Here is a 16,308-nt window from a genome sequence, read left to right on the forward strand (position 1 = left end):
AGGGGTTCTCAGGGACGAGGGGCTTGCGCGGTCGAGCCGCGCACCACCAGCTCCGGCTCGAACAAGAGCTCTTCGGCGGGTACGGACCCGCCGCCGACCTGCGCGTTCAGCAGCTCCACGGCCGCCCGGCCCATCGCCTCGATGGGCTGGCGGACGGTGGTCAGGGGCGGCTCCGTGCAGTTCATCAGCGCCGAATCGTCATAACCGACGACCGAGACCCGGCCCGGCACGTCCAGTCCCTTGCGGCGGGCGGCCCGGATGACACCGAGGGCGAGCGGGTCGCTGGCACAGATGAAGCCGGTGACACCGCGGTCGATCAGACGGGAGGCGGCAGCGTGACCGCCCTCGATGGAGAACATCGCCCGCGCCACATGCTCGTCCGGGAGGTGTCCGAAGGCCTTGGCGGCGGCCAGTTTGCGGGCCGACGGAACGTGATCGTCCGGACCCAGCACCAGTCCGATCCGCTCGTGCCCGAGGGAGGCCAGATGCCGCCAGGCCTGCTCCACCGCCACCGCGTCGTCGCAGGACACACGGGGGAAGCCGAGGTCTTCGATGGACGCGTTGACCAGCACCACCGGGATGTTGCGCTCGGCGAGCCTGCGGTAGTGGTCGTGCGGGGCGTCGGCCTGGGCGTACAGGCCGCCGGCGAAGACGACGCCGGAGACCTGCTGTTGCAGCAGCAGCTCCACGTAGTCGGCCTCGGAGACGCCGCCCTTGGTCTGTGTGCACAGCACCGGGGTCAGGCCGAGCTGGGCGAGGGCGCCGCCGATGACCTCGGCGAACGCCGGGAAGATGGGGTTCTGCAGCTCGGGCAGGACGAGGCCGACGAGCCGGGCGCGCTCGCCGCGCAGCTGCGTGGGCCGCTCGTAGCCGAGGACGTCCAGGGCACTGAGCACTGCTTGCCGGGTGGACTCCGAGACCCCGGGCTTGCCGTTCAGCACCCGGCTGACCGTGGCCTCGCTGACCCCGACCTTCTTCGCCACCTCAGCAAGTCGTCGCGTCATGTACGCAAGAATAGCGCAAGCAATGCAAAAAACTTGCGTAATCGCGAAAGCGGGCTCTCAGTGGGCGGCCCAGAGTCCCCGGACGTGTCCGAGGTGCCGGGTCATCACCTCGCGCACGGCCTCGGTGTCGCGTGCGAGCAGCGCGTCGAGGAGTTCGAGGTGCTCCTCGGCGGAGGCATCGAGCCGTCCGGCCTCGACGAGGGCCGTCAGTCCGTACAGTCGTGAACGCTGCCGCAGGTCCCGTACGACTTCCACGAGATGGTCGTTGCCGGCCAGGGCGAGCAGAGCCAGGTGGAAGCGCAGGTCGGCCTCGACGTAGTCGGTGAGGTTGCCTCGCGCGGCCGAGGTGACGATCTCCGTGGCGAGCGGGCGCAGTGCCTTCAGGTCGTCGAGGCCGGCGGTGGTCGCGAGGCCGACCGTCGTCGGGATCTCGATCAGGGACCGGATGTGGGTGTACTCGTCGAGCTGCTTCTCGGAGACCTCGGTGACCCGGAACCCCTTGTTCGGGACGATCTCGACCATGCCCTCCTTCACCAGCTCGAGCATCGCCTCGCGGACCGGAGTCGCGGAGACGCCGAGGCGGGAGGCGAGGGCCGGCGCCGAGTACACCTGGCCGGGGCGCAGTTCGCCGGAGATCAGCGCGGCCCGCAGCACGTCCACGACCTTCTCCCGGAAGTTGGGCTTCCTGCCACCGAGCGAGGGAAGGGCGGGGCGGTGCTGCTGGGCCATGGTGTTCGTCCTCCTTGGATCACCGGACATTATCGGGCCGCCTACAGGACGAACCCTGCGGGGAACGGGTCCTCCGGGTCGAGCAGGTACTGGGCGGTTCCGGTGATCCAGGCGCGCCCGGTGAAGCTGGGCAGGACGGCGGGGCGGCCCGCGACCTCGGTGGTGCCGAGGAGGCGGCCGGTGAAGCGGGTGCCGATGAAGGACTCGTTGACGAACTCGGTGTGCAGCGGGAGTTCGCCGCGCGCATGGAGCTGCGCCATGCGCGCGCTGGTGCCGGTGCCGCAGGGTGAGCGGTCGAACCAGCCGGGGTGGATCGCCATCGCGTGCCGGGAGTGGCGGGCGCCTGCGCCGGGGGCCAGCAGGTGGACGTGGTGGCAGCCGCGGATGGACGGGTCCTCGGGGTGGACGGGCTCGTCCTCGGCGTTGATGGCGTCCATCAGCGCCAGCCCCGCCGCGAGGATGTCGTCCTTGCGGGCACGGTCGAAGGGGAGGCCGAACTGGTCCAGGGGGAGGATGGCATAGAAGTTTCCGCCGTAGGCCAGGTCGTAGGTCACCGACCGCCCGTCGGCCAGCGTCGCCTTGCGGTCGAGCGCGACCGCGAACGACGGCACGTTCCTCAGCGTCACCGACCTCGCCGCCCCGCCCTCCACCGCCACCTCGGCGACCACGACTCCGGCCGGGGTGTCGAGGCGGATGGTGGTGACCGGTTCGACGACCTCGACCATGCCGGTCTCGACGAGCACGGTCGCGACGCCGATCGTCCCGTGCCCGCACATCGGCAGATAGCCGGACACCTCGATGTAGACGACACCCCAGTCGCAGTCGGGCCGTGTCGGCGGCTGGAGGATCGCGCCGCTCATCGCGGAGTGCCCACGCGGCTCGTTCATCAGCAACTGCTTGATGTCGTCCCGGTGTTCGCGGAAGTACAGCCGCCGCTCGTTCATCGTCGCACCCGGGATGGTCCCGATCCCGCCGGTGATCACACGGGTGGGCATGCCCTCGGTGTGCGAGTCGACGGCGTGCAGGACGAGTCTGCTGCGCATGGCCTGCCTCCTTGTGGGTTACGCGAGTCCGGCGGCGACGGCCTTCTCGGTGGCCGCCCGTACGACGGCCTCCTGTTCGGGCAGCAGCGGCATACGGGGCGGCCGGACCGGCCCGCCGTGCCGCCCGACGATGTCCATGGACAACTTGATCGCCTGCACGAACTCCACCTGGGAGTCCCACCGCAGCAGCGGATGCAGCTGCCGGTAGAGCTGGTTCGCGGTGGCCAGGTCGCCCTCGACGGCCGCGTGGTACAGCTCCACGCTCGCGGCCGGCAGGGCGTTCGGGTAGCCGGCCACCCAGCCCTTCGCGCCCGCGATCGCCAGCTCGAGGAGGACGTCGTCGGCGCCGATCAACAGGTCGAGCTCCGGGGCGAGTTCGGCGATCCGGTAGGCGCGCCGGACGTCCCCGGAGAACTCCTTGACGGCGCGGATGTACCCCTCGCCGTGCAGCTTCGCGAGGAGTTCCGGCACGAGGTCGACCTTGGTGTCGATCGGGTTGTTGTACGCCACGACCGGCAGACCCGCCTTCGCGACCTCGGCGTAGTGGGCGAGCACCGAGCGCTCGTCGGCGCGGTAGGCGTTGGGCGGCAGCAGCATCACCGCGTGGCAGCCGGCGTCGCGGGCCTGCTCGGCCCAGCGGCGGGACTCCGCGGACCCGTACGCGGCCACCCCGGGCATGACCCGCTGCCCGCCGATCGCGGCGACGGCCGTCTCGACGACCTTGGTGCGCTCCTCGGGAGTGAGCACCTGGTACTCCCCCAGCGAACCGTTGGGGACGACGCCGTCGCAGCCGTTCTCGACGAGCCAGGCGCAGTGCTCGGCGTACTTGTCGTGGTTCACCGTGAGGTCGTCGTTCAGCGGCAGTGCGGTGGCGACGAGGACTCCGCGCCAGGGACGGTGGTCGGTCATGAGGATCCTCTCTCGGTGGCATGTGTGTCCTCGTCGGCGAGGACACCGAGCGGGACGGGACGGGCGAAGGGCCGTCTGGACGGGGCGAGTCGGCACCCGGCGAGGCCGGCGACCGCGGGCGCGCACACCCGGCCCTGGCACCAGCCCATCCCGGCCCGGGTCAGCAGCTTCACGGTGCGGACGTCACCGGCGCCGAGCTCCGCGACCGCCTCGCGGACCATGCCGCCGGTGACCTCCTCGCAGCGGCACACCACGGTGTCGTCGCTGATCAGCTCGGTCCAGTGGGCGGGCGGCGCGTACACGGCGTCGAGCGCCGCGGCGAACTCCCGTAGTCGGCTACGGGACTTGGCGGCCCGCGCCCACTCACGCGGGTCCGGTGCACGGCCCGCGAGGCGGGCTGCGGCCGAGTGTCCGGCGATGTGGCCCTCGGCCAGTGCGAGGGCCGAGCCGCCGATGCCGGTGGTCTCACCCGCGGCCCAGACGCCGGGGACGTCGGTGCGCTGCTCGTCGTCCACCTGCACGTTCATGCCGTCGAGGCGGCAGCCGAGGGTTTCGGCGAGGTCGGTGTGCGGGAGCATGCCGTGGCCGACGGCAAGGATGTCGCAGGGGATGCGGCGCCCGGTGCCGGGCCGGACCCGCCCCTCGCCGTCGAGTGCGGCGACGGTGACCGCCTCCAGCCGCTGCGTGCCGTGCGCCTCGACGACGGCGTGCCGGGTGAGGGTGCGCACGCGGTGCCGGACCAACCGGGCCGCGTATCCGGCCCCCTCGGCGAGCTTGCCCGGTTGTGCCGCAAGCGCCCGGGACCGTCGTACGAACGCCTTGGGATCGGCCGACTCGACCAGCGCCGCGATCTGCACTCCGGCCGCGGCGAGCCCGGTCGCGACCGGCAGCAGCAGCGGCCCGGTGCCGGCGATCACGGCGGTACGTCCGGACACCGCGAGGGTTCCCTTGAGCATGGCCTGGGCGCCGCCCGCGGTGAGAACGCCGGGGAGGGTCCAGCCGGGAAAGGGCAGCACCTTCTCGTAGCCACCGGTGGCCAGGAGCACGGCGTCGGCGTGCACGGCCGCCGGGTCCTCCTGCTCCGGACCGAGCAGGGCGTGCACGGTGAACCGGTCCGCGTGACGTTCGACGAACCAGACGTGATGGTCCGTCAAGTGCGTTACCGAGCCCGCCCTTACGTATGTGTCGAGCCCGTCCCGCAGTCGCTCCCAGGTCCGCCAGTCGTGGTGCAGCGCCTGGGGGCGGTGCGCGCGCAGTTCGACGGCGGGCTGCCGGTAGAACTGGCCGCCCGGTTGCGCGGCAGCGTCCAGGAGCGTGACCCGTACGCCGTGCGCTGCGGCGGACACGGTCGCGGCCAGGCCCGCCGGGCCCGCGCCGATGACGGCGAGACGGGGTCGGTCAGTCGTCATGGCCGGTCCCCTGCTGGGTGCGGATCACATCACCCGGCTGCAGTGAGGCCAGGCAAGCCCGTTGATTGGGGCGGCCGTTGACGGTCACCAGGCAGTCGAAGCAGACGCCGATCCCGCAGAAGACTCCGCGCGGGCGGCCTCCGTCCCGGGTGGTGCGCCAGGAGGTGACGCCCGCTGCCCAGAGCGCGGCGGCGACGGTCTGACCGGGCAGCGCCTCGATCTCACGGCCGTCCAGCGTGACCGTGAAGGCCGGGCGCGGGTGGGCCTGTGCCAGGTCCAGTGGGGAGCTCACGGGGTCTCCTCGGGGAAGCGGTCGGGGCGGAACGGGGCGAGGTCCAGGTCGGGTGTCTTCGCGGCCAGGGTCTGGGCGATCAGGTGCCCGGTGCCGGTCGCGAGCCCGATGCCCGCGCCCTCGTGGCCGCAGGCGTGGAAGAGGCCGGGGACGCGGGGATCCGGGCCGATGGCGGGCAGATGGTCGGGCATGTACGGGCGGAAGCCGGCGTACGAGCGGATGGCGCGGACGTCGGACAGGAACGGGAACAGCCGGGTCGCGCCGGCCGCGAGGGCGCGCAGGGCCGGCAGCGAGAACGACCGGTCGAAGCCGACCCGTTCCCGGCTCGCACCGATCAGGATCGGTCCCGCGGCCGTGCCCTCCACGACCGGCGAGGTCTGCAGCGCGGCCGAGTCGCTGGCCACGTCGGCCACGTAGTCGGCGGCGTACACCTTGTGGTGGACCATGCGGGGCAGCGGTTCGGTGACGAGGACGAAGCCGCGCCGTGGGAGGACGGGCAGGGAGGTGCCCGCGAGGGCGGCGAGTTCACCGCCCCAGGTGCCGGCCGCGTTGACCACGGCCGGAGTGTGGATGTCGCCGCTGTCCGTGCGAACTGCCCGTACGTTCCCGTCGGTTGTGCGCAGGACGGCTGTCACCGTACGGCCGGTGAACAGGCGCGCGCCGGAGGCCCGGACGAGGTGGGCGGCGGCGAGGGCGGGCATGACCTGGGCGTCCTGCGGGTAGTGGACGGCGCCGGGCAGACCGGGGGCCAGACGGGGTTCGAGTGCGTACAGTTCGGTGCCCGCGACCGTCGTGGCGGTCACTCCGGCGGCTCGCTGCCCCGCGGCGAAGTCCTCCAGCGCGACGAGACCTCCGGGGGAGGTGGCCACCACCACGCCCCCCTTGGCCTCGTACTCGACGGCCTCCCCGAACTCCTGCGCCAGTTCGGCCCACAGGCGGTGGGAGAGCAGCGCGAGGTCGAGCTCCGGGCCGGGCTCCTTGTCGGAGACGAGGAGGTTGCCCTCCCCCGCACCGGTCGTGCCGCCGGCGACCGGGCCGCGGTCCACGACGATGACGTCCAGGCCTGCGCGGCAGGCGTAGAGGGCGCAGGCGGCGCCTGTCATGCCGGCTCCGACGATCACGACATCGCAGGTCAGTGGCTGACTCACATCAGTACTATGTCACATACCACTGATTCTGAACATGGTGCGTGCACGGCCCGCCGCAATCGTCCCCACGGTGCCGCTGATGTCGACATCACCTGCAGTGCTCAGGCGGCGCGGGAACGCCTCCGCATCGCCAGAGCGATGACCGTCCCGATCCCCGTGGCCAACAGACCGAGCCCGCCGAAGATCAGCGGCAGCAGCCACAGCGAGGCGAACCCGTTGATCCGCGCGTCCTGGGGGGAGTCCGCCCGGTAGAGCACCTCGACCCGCTCACCCGCCTCGTACGACGGTGGGTTGGAGCCCACGGAGCCCCGAAACTGCGGCTGGTCCCCTGCCGGGGCATCCCCCTCGTGCTGGTCATCTCCCCGCACTGATCCCGGTGGCGGTCAGGCCTCGGGGGCCGGCACCACCCTCAGGTGGGCCGCCGCGTGCCGGGGCTTGCGGGCGCTGGGGCGGGCGGGGCGGGTCTCCCGCAGCACCAGGGTCATCCGTGTGTACCCCATGTCCTGCAGCGTCCTCGGGGTCTCGTCCACCACTCGGCAGTCGGTGGCGCCCCAGCGCGGATCGGGGTGCGTCAGGGGGCGTACGGCGCCGTCGTGCGCCACGGCCTGTTCGCCGACCGCGCGGATCCAGTGCGGCAGGCCCTGCCGGTAGGCGGCCTCCATGATGGGGTCCTGGGCGATGTCGCGGCGGATGGACTGCAGTCCGTGGTCGTGGCCGTAGCGCTCGACGGCGGCCGCGAAGTGCGCGAGCATCGGCAGGCACCAGCTGGACTCGTGCTCGCCGAGGACCGTGCCCGCGTCGGGGTGGAACAGCACGAATCTGAGGAAGTTGTCGCCGGGCATCGCCGTGGGATGCGGACTCACCTCACGGAAAAGTGACGCGAAAGCGTTGTTGGACAGAACGACGTCCCAGCGGTGGTCGAGGACGACGGACGGAAAGGTAACGGCCTCCAGGAGGGTGGCGTAGTCCTGCAGATACGCCTGGGCCTCGGGACTCTCGGGGACGGGCCGCGGTGCCGGACGCTGCCCTCCTGCCTGATACGCCATCGGGAGGTCACCCCTCTTGCCTCTGCGGCCTTCACGCGGCGCCTTGATCCTGCGGCCCCGGATCGAGTCGTGTCAACTATCGTGGCATTTCATGCTTGTTGACGGCTGAATTTGGCCACAGTTGTGGCGACACCTGGATGTGAGTTCGAACTACCCGGTAATCTCCGTCGGGTTCACGGCAACCGCTTGTGAGAAGCCTGTGAGAAACGTAGGAGATCTGTCGGTGACGGATGGCTTCGAGAGTCCGGGCACCACGGCTACGACCGCTGCGCTGCCGGCCGTCGTCGCCCGCGTCACCGCGCTCGCCGACCGGCTCGGCGTGCCGCACGCGGAGGTCTTCGACACCGGCCGCCTGTCCGCCGCCTCGGGGGTTCCCGAGCCCGTGGTCAGGGCCCTGCTGAGCGGCCGTCCCGCGGGCGAGCCCGATGTGCAGGAGCGGTTTCTGCAGCGGCTCGACCTGCTGCGGCGCACCCGGCTCAAGCCCAACGGCCGCAGGTACACCCAGCAGGAGATAGCCGACGGTGCGGGCATGTCGCGCCAGCAGGCCGGCGCGCTGATCAACGGCGACCGGCGGCCCACCATGGAGCACTGCGACGCCATCCAGCGCTTCTTCCGGGTGCACGCCGGATTCCTCACGGCCGAGGACCCCGAGGCCCTCACGGGTGCGCTGCAGAGCACGGAGCAGGAACTCCTGCACAAGCTCGCCGAGCGGGAGGCGGCCGCGGCCGCCGACGACCCGCTGGAGCGGCTGCTGCAGGACCACGGTGTCCGCGGAATCGCCTGGCGGGCCGCACAACTGCCCACCGACCAGCACCGCGACAAGGTCGCGGAGTGGCTGGACATGCTCCTGGAGAGCGTCAAGCGGCCCGAGTCGTGAGCCTGGGGAGAGCTGTGGGCATCGGAAGGGACATGCGCCGCCTGTGCGGCGAGCTGGTCGCGGAGCTCACCCTTGCCGCACCGGCGCCGCCCGAGGACCTGTACGGCGCGCTGTGCGCGGCGATGAGCAGACGGCGCGGCCGGCCGGTGCACTTCCGCACGGCCGCCTTCCCGACGGACACGGCGAGCGGGCTGTGGCTCGACATGACCGACCAGGACCTCGTCGTGATCGAGGAACGGACCGCGCCGGACCACCAGTTGGTGATCCTCGGGCACGAGCTGTGGCACATGAAGGCCGGCCACTGCGGCCATCACGTCGAGGGCGCCCGGGTCGCGGCCCGCCTGCTCAGCGACGACGCGGACCTGCGGGACACCGTCCGCAAGGTGGCCGCCCGCAGCCGTTTCGACCTCGCCGAGGAGCAGGAGGCCGAGTCCTTCGGTCTGCTGCTGGCCAGCAGGTGCCGTACGTGGCTGGCGGGCTCCGGGGTGCGGGGGCCGGTGCAACGCGATCATCTGGCAGGGCGGATCGAGGCGTCGTTGGGATATCTGGGGCCGCAGGGCTAGCGGCCGACGCGCGGCACGGATGCGCACATCAGCGGCTCTGCGTGCTGTTCTTCACCGGCCGGCGCAGCACGTCCCTGATGCGCCACCGCAGCTTGCGGGCGCGCGGGGTCCCGGTGGAGTAGCCGGTGGTGAACCCGATGTCGTCCGCGGTGCGCCCCAGGGGCGTTCCCTCGGGCGAGTACCTCGATGGCATGTCACGTTGCACTGCGTTCGCTCGCCTCCCTCAGATCCCGTTCCACCTTACGGTTGCGGGCCGTGTCCGGCCGGCCCGCGGTGGTGCCCGGCCGCCCCTCGACGAGCAGTTCGCGCCAGTGCTCCCGGCTCCAGTCGGCCGGACGTGTGGTCGCCGTGAACTCCTCGACCAGCGACACGAACCGCGCGGGGTCGCTGTGGAACGGGAAATGGCCCGCCTGTTCGAAGATTTCCAGGCGGCTGCCCGGCATCGCCTCGTGCGCCCCGTACGCGTGCCGCACCGGCACCACGCTGTCCCGGTCGCCCCACAGCAGCATGGTCGGCATGCCCTCGGTGAGATAACACCGGTCGAGCATGGTGACGACCTGGCCGCGCCAGTCCACGACCGCGCGCAGGGTGCGGATGAACGCGTTGCGGGAGGTCTCGTCCGGCAGGGCGTCGACGAGGGTGAGCAGCTCGGGTGCGTCCTGGCCGAGATCGGTGTCCAGGAGCTTCATCAGCCGCACCGCCAGCCCCACTTGCAGCCGCATCCCCGGCAACCGCAGCGTCGACAGCATCAGATGGGCGCCGGGCAGGGAGACCAGCCGCAGCACGGGATTGACCTCGCGTCCCACCCCGCCCGCGCTCACCAGGATGAGCCGCTCGGTGCGCTCGGGGAACTGGTAGGCGAACTGCATGGCCACGCCCCCGCCGAGCGAGTGCCCCACCAGCGTCGCCGACTCGATGCCCAGCGTGGTGAGCAGGTCCCGCACGCCGTTCGCGTACGCGGCCACCGAGTAGTCGGCGCGCGGTTTGTCCGAAGCTCCGTGACCGAGCAGGTCGGGCGCGATCACGGTGTGCGTGCGGGCGAGGTCGGGGATCAACTCGGCCCAGGTCGCGGAGGAGTCGCCGATGCCGTGGATGAGCACCAGCGCCGGGCCCTCCCCTGCCATGCGGAAGGCCCGCCGGTATCCGTGCACCACGCGGTACTGCAACTCGAGTTCTCCATCGCCCACCGAGCGCAGCCGTACGGCGCGCACCGGGTGCCGTCGTGGGACGTCGACCACGCACTCGCCTCCCGTTCCAGGGCCGCGCACAAGCGGCCGAAAGCCCTTGCCCTCCAGCGTAGAACTGCTTTCCCACAAGGGATTTCAAGGACGTTTCGCCTCCGCTAAGCGGGCGAACCGACAGGCGCCCGGACCCCATTGTCAGTGGCGGGCGGCAAGCTGGAGTTGCACCCCCTTGTGCGGGGTGCGACCGACGACGCCGACGCGGGGAGAGCCGACCGATGCCCACTACCGTACTGACCGACCGCGAGCGCACCGCCGTACAGGCCTACCTGCGGCTCCTGCACACCGTACGAGCCGCGTTCGACGGTCCCCCCGGCTCCCCGCGACCACCCGTGGTACCGCCCGCCGTGCTCGCCGAGGCGGAGCAGGCACTGGCGGCTGCGGGACTGGCGGGCAACGAGGAGGAGTTCTTCCGGCTGCTGCAGAGCTGGTGCCCGGAGCCGTGACGGCCGACGGACGTGCGGCGGGGTTTCAGCGGGTGTGCGGCACCGCGATCGCGGTCGCCACCAGCCCCCGCTGCACGGTCCACCGGCCCTCGAAGTGCCCGAGCCGACGGCCGCCGACCAGCGGGCCGGGGACGAGGAGTTCGGCGCGGAAGCCGCCGTGCAGCCGCTCGTCGGGGTCGACGAAGACCTCGATGTCGGCCTCGGTGAACTCCAGCCACAGTCCGGTGAGGGGGAACCACGCCTTGTAGACCGATTCCTTGGCGCTGAACAGCAGCCGGTCCCAGTGGACCTCGGGGTGCCGCACGGCCAGGCGCCGCAGCCTGGCCGCCTCGGCGGGCAGGGACACGGCCTCCAGGACACCCTCCGGGAGCGGCCGGTGGGGTTCGGCGTCGATGCCCACGGAGGCCAGGTCGGTGGCGCGGACCAGGGCGGCGGCGCAGTAGCCGTCGCAGTGGGTCATGCTGCCGACCAGGCCGGGCGGCCAGCCCGGTGCGCCACGTTCGCCGGGCAGCAGGGGCTGCGCGGGCACGCCGAGCTTCTCCATGGCGCGGCGCGCGCAGGCCCGTACCAGGGCGAACTCACGGCGGCGCTTGTGCACCGCCTGCGCCACGGCCTCGGCCTCCTCGGGGTACAGCGGCGCGGGCTCGCTCCCGTCGTCGCCGTGTACCTCCACGGCCACCACCTCGTCCGGCAGCAGCTCCTCGATCACCGGACCCGGACCTCCTTCGGCAGCACGCGTCGCAGTCTCCCCGGCGGCTGCGGCCGCTTGCGCCACTCTCGGGGATAGCCGACGGACACCTCCTCGAAGCGGACACCCTCGTGCCAGGTGGTCCGCGGGATGTGGAGGTGCCCGTACACCATGGTCTCGACGCGGAAGCGGCGGTGCCAGTCGGCGGTCAGTTCGGTGCCGCACCACATGGCGAACTCCGGGTGCCACAGGACGTCGCAGGGGTGCCGGTCCAGCGGGTAGTGGTTGACCAGGACGGTCGGCAGGTCGGCGGGGAGCGCGGCGAGCCTGCCCTCCGTCTCGGCGACCCGGGCCCGGCACCAGGCCTCGCGGCTCGGGTAGGGGTCGGGGTGCAGCAGGTACTCGTCGTTGCACACGATGCCGGTGCCGTGCGCGTACTCGAGGCCCTGCTCCTTGGTGGTGCAGCCGGCCGGCAGGAACGAGTAGTCGTAGAGGAGGAAGAGCGGCGCGACGGCCACCGGGCCGCCCTGGCCCTCCCACACCGGGTAGGGGTCCTCGGGTGTCGTCACGCCGAGTTCGCGGCACATGGCCACGAGGTGCTCGTAGCGGGCGACGCCGCGCAGGGTGACGGGGTCCTTCGGATGGGTCCACAGCTCGTGGTTGCCCGGCGCCCAGATCACCTTGCGGAAACGGCCGGCGAGCGTCTTCAGGGCCCAGCGGATGTCGGCCGCCTTCTCCGAGACGTCGCCGGCCACCAGCAGCCAGTCCTCGTCCGACTCGGGGCGCATCGCCTCGACCAGGGCGCGGTTCTCGGCGTACCCGATGTGCAGGTCGCTGATGGCCAGCAGCTGTCCGGCACCACCGGCCGTCGACGTCACCTGTCGCCCCCTCCGTACACGCAGCGCACCCGCGGACTCACGGATGGGAACACGAGAACACATTTCCCGGCTCACCGACAAGGCGGCAAGATCGTGGAATCCGTAACACGTACGTTGCACGCGCGGCCTCCGGGAAGCCGTATGATCGCCCCAACACCACCGCCAGAAGCTTCCCTTCATTCAAGGGCGGTTTGGTGACCCTCCATCTCCCCTGCCCGGGCACGGGCTGCTCAGCCGTGCCCGCGAACCGTGAAAGGACGGCCCTGCATGGTCTCTCGCGTACGCGTCTGGCTCAACCGCACGTACGCGGAGAACGTGTTCTTCATGGATCAGCTGCGCCGAAATCCCAGCGATCGCGCCGTGGAGATCCATGCGACGCACGGGGACGCGGACTCCCCCGTGCTGGCCGCCGCCGACACCGCCGATCTGGAGCCGGAGGGCCTGTCCCCGGCCGCGTACGTCGAGTACGCCCTCGACCAGTGCCAGCGGCGCGGCATCGACGTCTTCGTGCCCCGGCTGCAGCAGGCGGCGATCGTGGCGCACCGCGCCGACTTCGAAGCGGTCGGTACGGCGCTGCTGGCGCCGCCTCCGGAGGCGGTGGCCGTCTTCCACGACAAGGTGATCGCGTACGAGGCGGTCCAGGCGATCGGAGTGCCCGTGCCGCCGTGGTGGCGGGTGCGGACCGCGGCCGAACTCGTCGCCGCCGTGGAGGAGTTGGAGGCGGGCGGACACAAGGCGTGCTTCAAGCCGGCTTCCGGCGCGGGCGGCGTGGGCTTCCGCGTGATCACACGCACTCCCTTCTCGCTCGTTCACCTCAACGGCTTCCCCGGCCCGCATGTGCCGTTGGACCTGGTCGTGCAGGCGCTGGAGCGGGCCGACGAGCCCGTCGACTGGCTGGTGATGCCGCGTCTGGAGCAGCCGGAGGTGTCGGTGGACTGCCTCACCGGTCCTGACAACCGGGTGCGGCTGGCGATCGGGCGCACCAAGAACGGGCGGCGGCGCGGGTTCACGCTGCACGAGCAGTGGCTGGAGCCGGCGCGGCGGATCGCGGAGGGGTTCGGGCTGCACTATCTGTCCAACATCCAGTTCCGGATGTTCGGTGACGAACCGGTGCTGATGGACGTCAACACGCGGCCCGCGGGCGGTTTGCACCAGCTGTCGCTGTGCGGGGTCAACGCCCCTTGGGCGGCTGTGCAGTTGGCCCTCGGCGAGGACCCGGGCGAGATGGCCCCGCCGTTCCTGGGGCAGGACTACACGGTGGTGTCGGGGCCGCGGCCGCTGCGGGCGGTTTCGCTGCCGCAGCAGAGGGTTGAGGCGGAGCCGCTGTTGCCGGCCGTGCCTGCCCCCGTCGACTCCGTCGAGGTCTCGGCTCAGGTCCTGCCGCTCTAGGTTGCCGGCGCCCCTGAACAAGCTCACCGGTATGGACCAATTCCGCGTCAGACCTTGACAGCGGGATTGGTCCATACCAACTTGTGTTGCGCAGTCTCTGCATCTCCGTGCACTCCCGAACACCCCCATTCCCCAGGGAGATCGCGTGCGCAACACACTCGGACGTCACAGACGTCGGCTTCTTGCTCTGCTCGGCTCCGCTGCTCTCGCACTCGCCGGAGCCATCGCTCTTCCCGGTACGGCCCAAGCGGCCAACATCCTGGCCAATCCCGGCTTCGAGTCGGGCAGTCTCTCCCCCTGGACCTGCACCGGCAACCTCGGTTCGGTCGTCTCCTCCCCCGTGCACGGCGGCTCCAAGGCCCTTGCGGGAGCGGTGAGTTCGAGCGACAACGCCCAGTGCAGCCAGACCGTCTCCGTCCAGCCGAACACCACGTACTCGCTTCAGGGCTGGGTGCGCGGCTCCTACGTCTACCTCGGCGTGAACGGCGGTGCCTCGACGTGGACGACGTCCCCTTCGGCGTACAGCCAGCTGTCGGTCTCCTTCACCACCGGTGCCTCGCAGACCAGCGCCACGATCTACGTCCACGGCTGGTACGCCCAGGGCACCTACTACGCCGATGACATCAGCCTCGACGGCCCCGGCGGCGGGGGCGGCGGTTCGGACACCCAGGCGCCGACCGCGCCGACCGGGCTCACCTCCACCGGCAAGACCTCGTCGAGCGTGTCGCTGAAGTGGAACGCCTCCACGGACAACGTCGGCGTCACGGCGTACGACATCTACAGCGGCTCGAACAACGTGCTCAGCGTCTCCGGTACGACCGCCACGGTCAGCGGGCTCTCGCCGAGCACGTCGTACACCTTCACCGTCAAGGCGCGGGACGCGGCCGGGAACACCTCCGGGGCCTCCAACTCCGTCTCCGTCACCACGGATGCGGGCGGCGGTGGCGGCACCGGGTTCAAGCAGGCCGCGCCCTATCTGTACGAGGGCTGGGGCGACCCGCCGAGCCCGTCGACGGTGATGAGCGCGACCGGCATCAAGTGGTTCACCATGGCCTTCGTGCTCGACTCCGGCGGTTGTACTCCCGCCTGGGACGGCAGCCGGCCGCTGACCGGCGGCGCCGACCAGTCCGCGATCAACGCCATCCGCTCGGCCGGCGGTGACATCGTGCCGTCGTTCGGCGGCTGGCAGGGCAGCAAGCTCGGCGCCAACTGCTCCTCCGCGAGCGCGCTCGCCGGGGCCCTGCAGAAGGTGATCGACGCCTACTCGCTGAAGGCGATCGACATGGACATCGAGAACTCCGACGAGTTCGAGAACGAGGCCGTCCAGGCGAAGATCCTCACCGCCCTGAAGACGGTCAAGGCCAACAACCCCGGCCTGAAGACCATCGTCACCTTCGGCACCTCGACGACCGGCCCGACGTACTACGGCAACCGGCTCATCGAGCAGGCGCAGTCGCTCGGCGCGAACATCGACGTCTTCACGATCATGCCCTTCGACTTCGGCGGCGGCTCCGACATGTACGGCAACACCGTGAACGCTGCGGAGGGCCTGAAGGCCAAGCTGAAGTCGACGTTCGGCTGGGACGACGCCACCGCGTACTCCCACATCGGGATCTCCGGCATGAACGGCCTGTCCGACCAGCAGGAGACCACCACTCCGGCGATCTGGACCCAGATCAAGGACTGGGCGAACAGCCACCACATCGCCCGGCTCGCCTTCTGGTCGGTCAACCGCGACCGTCCGTGCCCCGGCGGCGGAGTGGTGAGCAACTGCTCCGGCATCAGCCAGAACAACTGGCAGTTCACCTCCATCACGGCCGGTTTCACCGGCTGACACGGCCGGAAGAAGGGCTGGCGCCCTGGCCCCCGCGGCGGGAAGAATCTTGTTCCGCCGCGGGGGCGCTCTCGTGGTTCGACGTGACGGGATTCGGGGGCGGCGCAGGCGTGAGGACGAGGATCGCGGCCGCCTGGTGTCTGTCACTGCTCCTCACACTCGGCCTCGCCGCGTGCGGGGTGCCCACCGACTCGGGCTCGGGGGCGGGACTGGGCCAGGCCGCCCTGGAGGCCTCGATCCGCAGCGACCGCAAACACCTCTTCGACGGATCCCTCACCTACACCCCGGACATCTCGATGTCCGTCGGTGGCCGTCTGACCTACGCCGTCGTCCTCACCGCGCGCGGCGAGAAGTCGCCGCGCCGCGCAGCGCAGGCCGCCCTGGAGACCCGGGTCTTCCGGGTGGGCGGATGGCAGGGCGCCGGGCTGTCGGCGGACGGCCCGGAGGTGAAGACGGTGTTGCACGGCCCGCAGCGGCAGGCCATCGGCGCGCCGGGCGAGAACGCCCAGTGGCAGTGGAGCGTGTCGGCCGACGAGCCCGGCGACTACGACCTCGCCCTCACCGTCATCACCTACCAGGGAAATACGAACCGTGCCCTGGAGACCCTCAAGCCACCGATCAAGGTCCGTCTGAAGGTGTACGACACCTGGTCGCACCGCTTCACCGCGATGCGGAACTGGCTGTACACGGCGGCGGGCATCGCGGGGGCCCTCGTCGGTATCCACGCCCTCCGGGCTCCCCTGACCGACCTCGTACAAGGACGGCGGGAAGCCCGGAAGCGGCGCGACGAGAACCGGGACGGCTATATGTGA

Annotated in this window: 19 protein-coding genes; 6 read left to right on the forward strand and 13 right to left on the reverse strand. The window is 71.2% G+C overall.

Annotated elements, in window-relative coordinates; translation table 11 throughout:
• Nucleotides 1-8: 8 nt before the first annotated feature.
• From ACFY1E_RS22140 to ACFY1E_RS22180, 9 genes are all read right to left on the reverse strand, one after another.
• A complete protein-coding gene (locus ACFY1E_RS22140) occupies nt 9-1,004 on the reverse strand; it encodes a LacI family DNA-binding transcriptional regulator (RefSeq protein ID WP_389078465.1) in 996 nt (331 codons plus the stop codon).
• Between the two features lie 57 nt (nt 1,005-1,061).
• Complete coding sequence (locus ACFY1E_RS22145; protein WP_389078467.1) at nt 1,062-1,733, reverse strand: GntR family transcriptional regulator; 672 nt, start codon at nt 1,731-1,733, stop codon at nt 1,062-1,064.
• A gap of 41 nt (nt 1,734-1,774) precedes the next feature.
• Nucleotides 1,775-2,776 carry a proline racemase family protein gene (locus ACFY1E_RS22150; protein WP_389078470.1) on the reverse strand — a complete coding sequence of 334 codons (1,002 nt, stop codon included), beginning with the start codon at nt 2,774-2,776 and terminating at the stop codon, nt 1,775-1,777.
• An 18-nt stretch (nt 2,777-2,794) separates the two neighbouring features.
• On the reverse strand, nt 2,795-3,685 hold the full coding sequence (locus ACFY1E_RS22155; protein WP_389078472.1) for a dihydrodipicolinate synthase family protein: 891 nt from the start codon (nt 3,683-3,685) through the stop codon (nt 2,795-2,797).
• Nucleotides 3,682-5,094, reverse strand: a complete 1,413-nt coding sequence (locus ACFY1E_RS22160) for an FAD-dependent oxidoreductase (RefSeq protein ID WP_389078474.1) — start codon at nt 5,092-5,094, stop codon at nt 3,682-3,684. Before ACFY1E_RS22160 ends, ACFY1E_RS22155 begins: the two co-directional genes overlap by 4 nt.
• Nucleotides 5,084-5,386: a (2Fe-2S)-binding protein gene (locus ACFY1E_RS22165; protein ID WP_389078477.1), complete on the reverse strand. Its 303-nt coding sequence runs from the start codon at nt 5,384-5,386 to the stop codon at nt 5,084-5,086. Before ACFY1E_RS22165 ends, ACFY1E_RS22160 begins: the two co-directional genes overlap by 11 nt.
• Nucleotides 5,383-6,534, reverse strand: coding sequence for an NAD(P)/FAD-dependent oxidoreductase (locus ACFY1E_RS22170; RefSeq protein ID WP_389078479.1), 1,152 nt, complete (start codon nt 6,532-6,534; stop codon nt 5,383-5,385). The genes ACFY1E_RS22165 and ACFY1E_RS22170 overlap by 4 nt, the downstream gene beginning before the upstream one ends.
• Nucleotides 6,535-6,635: 101 nt before the next feature.
• Nucleotides 6,636-6,902: a DUF3592 domain-containing protein gene (locus tag ACFY1E_RS22175; RefSeq protein WP_389078482.1), complete on the reverse strand. Its 267-nt coding sequence runs from the start codon at nt 6,900-6,902 to the stop codon at nt 6,636-6,638.
• 15 nt (nt 6,903-6,917) lie between these two features.
• Entirely contained in the window at nt 6,918-7,580 is a 663-nt protein-coding gene (locus ACFY1E_RS22180) for a hypothetical protein (protein ID WP_389078484.1), read from the reverse strand.
• Between the two features lie 223 nt (nt 7,581-7,803).
• On the opposite strand from ACFY1E_RS22180, the gene ACFY1E_RS22185 reads away from it, so the two are divergent.
• Nucleotides 7,804-8,457 (forward strand): helix-turn-helix domain-containing protein, encoded by a 654-nt coding sequence (locus ACFY1E_RS22185; protein ID WP_389078486.1) that lies wholly within the window; start codon nt 7,804-7,806, stop codon nt 8,455-8,457.
• A 32-nt stretch (nt 8,458-8,489) separates the two neighbouring features.
• The gene (locus ACFY1E_RS22190) at nt 8,490-9,020 is read left to right on the forward strand and encodes a toxin-antitoxin system, toxin component (RefSeq protein WP_389078637.1); all 531 of its coding nucleotides are present in this window, start codon (nt 8,490-8,492) and stop codon (nt 9,018-9,020) included.
• A 28-nt stretch (nt 9,021-9,048) separates the two neighbouring features.
• Here the strand turns inward: ACFY1E_RS22190 and ACFY1E_RS22195 are convergent, their stop codons facing one another.
• On the reverse strand, nt 9,049-9,213 hold the full coding sequence (locus ACFY1E_RS22195) for a hypothetical protein (protein WP_389078488.1): 165 nt from the start codon (nt 9,211-9,213) through the stop codon (nt 9,049-9,051).
• A 1-nt stretch (nt 9,214) separates the two neighbouring features.
• Entirely contained in the window at nt 9,215-10,258 is a 1,044-nt protein-coding gene (locus tag ACFY1E_RS22200; RefSeq protein ID WP_389078491.1) for an alpha/beta fold hydrolase, read from the reverse strand.
• Nucleotides 10,259-10,479: 221 nt separating this feature from the next.
• On the opposite strand from ACFY1E_RS22200, the gene ACFY1E_RS22205 reads away from it, so the two are divergent.
• Nucleotides 10,480-10,707 carry a hypothetical protein gene (locus ACFY1E_RS22205; RefSeq protein WP_389078493.1) on the forward strand — a complete coding sequence of 76 codons (228 nt, stop codon included), beginning with the start codon at nt 10,480-10,482 and terminating at the stop codon, nt 10,705-10,707.
• Between the two features lie 25 nt (nt 10,708-10,732).
• On the opposite strand, the gene ACFY1E_RS22210 is transcribed toward ACFY1E_RS22205, so the two are convergent.
• Nucleotides 10,733-11,416, reverse strand: coding sequence for a 4'-phosphopantetheinyl transferase (locus ACFY1E_RS22210; RefSeq protein ID WP_389078496.1), 684 nt, complete (start codon nt 11,414-11,416; stop codon nt 10,733-10,735).
• Nucleotides 11,413-12,273, reverse strand: a complete 861-nt coding sequence (locus ACFY1E_RS22215) for a metallophosphoesterase family protein (protein WP_389078498.1) — start codon at nt 12,271-12,273, stop codon at nt 11,413-11,415. The genes ACFY1E_RS22210 and ACFY1E_RS22215 overlap by 4 nt, the downstream gene beginning before the upstream one ends.
• A 267-nt stretch (nt 12,274-12,540) precedes the next feature.
• On the opposite strand from ACFY1E_RS22215, the gene ACFY1E_RS22220 reads away from it, so the two are divergent.
• The 3 genes from ACFY1E_RS22220 to ACFY1E_RS22230 all read left to right on the forward strand — a co-directional run bounded on the left by ACFY1E_RS22220 (nt 12,541) and on the right by ACFY1E_RS22230 (nt 16,308).
• Nucleotides 12,541-13,662: an ATP-grasp domain-containing protein gene (locus tag ACFY1E_RS22220; RefSeq protein WP_389078501.1), complete on the forward strand. Its 1,122-nt coding sequence runs from the start codon at nt 12,541-12,543 to the stop codon at nt 13,660-13,662.
• Nucleotides 13,663-13,807: 145 nt separating this feature from the next.
• Complete coding sequence (locus ACFY1E_RS22225) at nt 13,808-15,496, forward strand: carbohydrate binding domain-containing protein (protein ID WP_389078503.1); 1,689 nt, start codon at nt 13,808-13,810, stop codon at nt 15,494-15,496.
• A 110-nt stretch (nt 15,497-15,606) separates the two neighbouring features.
• On the forward strand, nt 15,607-16,308 hold the full coding sequence (locus tag ACFY1E_RS22230; protein ID WP_389078506.1) for a hypothetical protein: 702 nt from the start codon (nt 15,607-15,609) through the stop codon (nt 16,306-16,308).

It is taken from the genome of Streptomyces sp. NPDC001604 (assembly GCF_042893475.1).
Lineage (GTDB): Bacteria > Actinomycetota > Actinomycetes > Streptomycetales > Streptomycetaceae > Streptomyces.